This window comes from Endozoicomonas sp. (assembly GCF_031844845.1).
Taxonomy (GTDB): Bacteria; Pseudomonadota; Gammaproteobacteria; order Pseudomonadales; family Endozoicomonadaceae; genus Endozoicomonas.
In genome coordinates this window covers 1-3,807 of the sequence record NZ_JAVRMB020000146.1, presented here as the reverse complement: position 1 = coordinate 3,807, position 3,807 = coordinate 1, and the positions used below count along the sequence as shown (strand labels likewise).

General features: G+C 46.1%; 4 protein-coding genes. All 4 read left to right on the top strand.

Going from position 1 to position 3,807, the window contains the following annotated elements:
* The coding region (locus RM811_RS07335) for a hypothetical protein (RefSeq protein WP_402522398.1) at positions 1–494 on the top strand (494 nt) is incomplete at its 5' end.
* A gap of 261 nt (positions 495–755) precedes the next feature.
* The gene (gene glyA / locus RM811_RS07330; protein ID WP_402522396.1) at positions 756–2,021 is read left to right on the top strand and encodes a serine hydroxymethyltransferase; all 1,266 of its coding nucleotides are present in this window, start codon (positions 756–758) and stop codon (positions 2,019–2,021) included.
* A 121-nt stretch (positions 2,022–2,142) separates the two neighbouring features.
* Positions 2,143–3,369 (top strand): hypothetical protein, encoded by a 1,227-nt coding sequence (locus RM811_RS07325; RefSeq protein WP_402522394.1) that lies wholly within the window; start codon positions 2,143–2,145, stop codon positions 3,367–3,369.
* A 185-nt stretch (positions 3,370–3,554) separates the two neighbouring features.
* The coding region (locus tag RM811_RS07320) for a hypothetical protein (RefSeq protein ID WP_402522392.1) at positions 3,555–3,807 on the top strand (253 nt) is incomplete at its 3' end.

Genomic DNA, 3,807 nt, shown 5'->3' with positions numbered 1-3,807 from the left:
ATAACGGAGAGCCTGTGAAGAGCATACCGGCGATATTGCGCGTCCCTCCAGAATTTTTAGTGATATCGGGTAGTAATGCCGCCTTCTGTCAAACTACGTTATTTCCGAAAAAAGCAGATTACCCCACAAATACTCCCCCTCTCGCTGACCCGGCAAAACCATTTTCTATATGGTGTCAGGAGATAGGTCGCGGGAATGCCGACCTTACCTGGACGACATTGATCGCCAATTGTTTTAAAGGAGAAAACCTGACAATTGACAATTTAATCGACGTAATTGGTCAAAAACTACTCAGCAGACCAAACGGCATGGATGATAGTACGTTGCGTAACACAATAAGTTATTGCTTACGGAGGAATGAGTGTTTTACAGACATTTCCCGTGGGAAGGGGCAGAAAGCACGAGGTGGATTCTGGGAGTATACGGAATCTCTGGCGAAAAACATCAACACGATGGATAGCGGTCAGGCAGATGGCCTTAATAAGGCGCGATAGTACTATTTAATCGGGTTGACAGGGGAGTCAGTCTGGAAAATCTTTTGCCGACTGTGACTGAATAATATTCTCTCTGTTCTTCGCTCAGAGAATGTGTGGAGCGGATCGCGTTTCAACGACCTGAGGTCAACTGTCGTCCATCATGGCTATTCATTATGAGAGTGAAGTATTTTCACTGCCGATTTCTTTCAGCCTGTATTAGAATAGCGCCTCACCACCCATATCCAGGCATTTCACAGGCAACGACCCGAGAGGTAATGAATGTTCACGAAGGACATGACCATCGCTGAATTTGATCCTGAGCTGAAGGCGGCTATTGATGCGGAAACCCTGCGTCAGGAAGAGCACATTGAGCTGATCGCTTCCGAAAACTATGCCAGCCCGAGAGTTATGGAAGCCCAGGGCAGTGCGCTGACCAATAAATATGCAGAAGGCTATCCGGGCAAGCGTTATTACGGCGGCTGTGAACACGTTGATGTAACAGAGCAGCTAGCGATTGATCGCGCAAAAGCTCTGTTTGGTGCGGGCTATGCCAACGTTCAGCCTCACTCTGGTTCCCAGGCTAACGCTGCCGTTTACATGGCGCTGTTGAAACCGGGCGATGTGGTTCTGGGTATGAGTCTGGCTCATGGTGGTCATTTGACCCATGGTGCCAAAGTAAGCTTTTCTGGTCGTATATACGATGCGGTTCAGTATGGTCTGAATACTGAAACCGGTGAAATTGATTACGACGAAGCTGAGCGCCTGGCACTTGAACACAAGCCAAAGATGGTTGTCGCTGGCTTCTCAGAGTACTCCCGTGTGGTTGACTGGCAGCGTTTCCGTGACATTGCCGATAAAGTAGGCGCTTATCTGCTGGTGGATATGGCTCATGTTGCCGGTCTGGTGGCTGCGGGTGTTTACCCTTCACCGATTGGCATCGCTGATGTTGTGACCACGACTACGCACAAGACACTGGGCGGACCACGGGGTGGTTTGATTCTGGCGGATGAAAATGCAGAGCTGAACAAAAAGCTTAACTTTGCTGTTTTCCCTGAGTCCCAGGGTGGCCCTCTGTGTCATGTCATTGCGGCGAAAGCGGTCTGTTTTAAAGAAGCCATGTCCGATGAGTTCAAGACTTATCAGGCTCAGGTGGTTGAAAATGCCCGGGCCATGACCCGTGTGATGATGGAGCGCGGCATCAATATCGTTTCTGGCGGCACCGATGACCACCTGTTCCTGATGGATCTGATTGGCAAAGAGTATACCGGCAAAGATGCTGAAGATGCTCTGGGTCGTGCCAATATCACCGTGAACAAGAACTCGGTTCCTAATGACCCCCGCTCTCCTTTTGTCACCAGTGGCCTGCGTATCGGCTCTCCGGCCATTACCCGTCGGGGCTTTAACGAAGATGATTCTGCCGCACTGGCTGGCTGGATCTGTGATGTTCTTGATGGGCTTGGCGATGGTTCCGGCAATGAGAAGGTCGAAGCTGACGTGAAGGCCAGAGTGCTGGAAATTTGTGCCAGACTGCCGGTGTATGAATAATTCATGCGCTTTTAATTGTCATGATTCAAAGAGAAAAACACTTTAATTAAAGGGGCTTTTATAGCCCCTTTCTTTTTTGATATGGACTTTCAAATTAATTTAACTACCGGAGTCTGTTGTTGTGGAATCTTCTTCAAGCCTAACGTCATCCAGCCAAAAATACGGTGAAATAAAAAAGGTGGATAATGACCATCCAGGCAAGAAGGGTTCCAGAAAGACGAGGGGGAATAAAAGGAAGGTCACTAAAATCAGTACGAGCCTATTCGGCACGAAGAGTTCGAAAATATCGAAACCGGAAGGGCCGGATATAACAGCGGTGAGATCGAATTCAAAACCACCCACTAAAACACTAGAGAGTGATCGCATCGCTAACATTCTCAAAACTCAACCTATGCCGATTGATATTAAGCCATTGTCGAAGAAGGAATCTGGTGAATTAATAGAAAAAATCGTTAACGAGGCTGGAAAATCTGGAATCGCAAGATCTGACATTGACGAATCTAATAAGCCAGAATGGTTCCCGTCCAGCCTTTTGTGGAGCGTTGAATGCGTTTTTGAAGAAGCGTTAGACCGTATGCCAGCCAAAGAGAAGACCAGTTTAAACAGCATTATGAAAAAAATTAAAATGATAGACCCATGGCTGGATTTGATTGTGAAAAACACCTTGTGGCCTGCAATAACATCTACCACCTCTGAATTCAATTTAGATGGAAAAGAAAAACTCATGGCTTTTACTTGGGTAAGACGCGGCCTTGCTCTAGAAAAATTTGAAATAACCAAGGATTGGTTGAATTACCAGTTGTCCTTGAATTCCCCTAAGGAAACTTCGTCTCTTCCTGTATTCATATATAAATCTGAAGTCGTATTGACTGAACGATTGACGGAACAGGCACTTAAAAAAAACGGCATGAAAACCGACGATATCCGCATTGATAAGAAGCCCGAATCACAAACCGAAAGCCTATGGAGTTTGCTGCAGGAAATCATCGATAATCTTAAAATATGTAATAAGATAAAGGTTAATCCATTCTCTGAAGAGGCAAATAAAAACCCGAAATGCTGTGATCTGGCTTTATTGAAAAAACTGCTAAATTCTATTTTCACCGATACACAAGGAACGGGAAAAGGAGAGTCCAGCGCTATGCCAGGAGATACTAAAAAAACTGAGAATTCATTAGTCCGGGACCGGCTGCAAATGGAACTGATGCTGGATAATTTAGCCTCCAGTGAAGGTTATGACGCGTTTAAGCCATGGAGGAAGTGGTTAGAAACTGGTCATAATTCCAGTAAAAATTCTGACTCTTTTTCCTCTGCAATGCCTTTGTTAAAGCATAACCCGGTTATTTGATAGTGGTGCGCTTTCCAACTGTCTGTCTGAAACCGGAGTAGATAACAATATCCAGGGATGGGTGCAATTAAAAGTGTTCCCTGAGGGTGACAACCATTAAAAATTTACCATCGTCATCCCCGCGAAGGCGGGGATCCACTGTCGTGGTAGATCCCCACCTTCGAGGCTGTCGCAACAGTTTTTAAATGCCAATTTATACCACTACCGTCTTTCCCGCGAAGGAGGTTGTCGCAAAAGGTAGATTAAACCTTGAACCACAAAGGCACAAAGGCACAAAGGTTTTTTGGAGTTGCCAGCGCTACGCGCTGCAAACAAAAGAAAAAGTCTTCCTTTGTGTCTTTGTGCCTTTGTGGTTCCTTCTTTTAAGGCCTTTTGCAACACTCTCGCAGGCGGGAATCCATCTCAAGAGTGGGAGTCTATCTCGAACAGTGGATCCCC

Coding starts and splice junctions, on each gene's coding strand:
- glyA (WP_402522396.1), top strand. CDS start 756: ATGTTCACGAAGGACATGACCATCGCTGAATTTGATCCTGAGCTGAAG.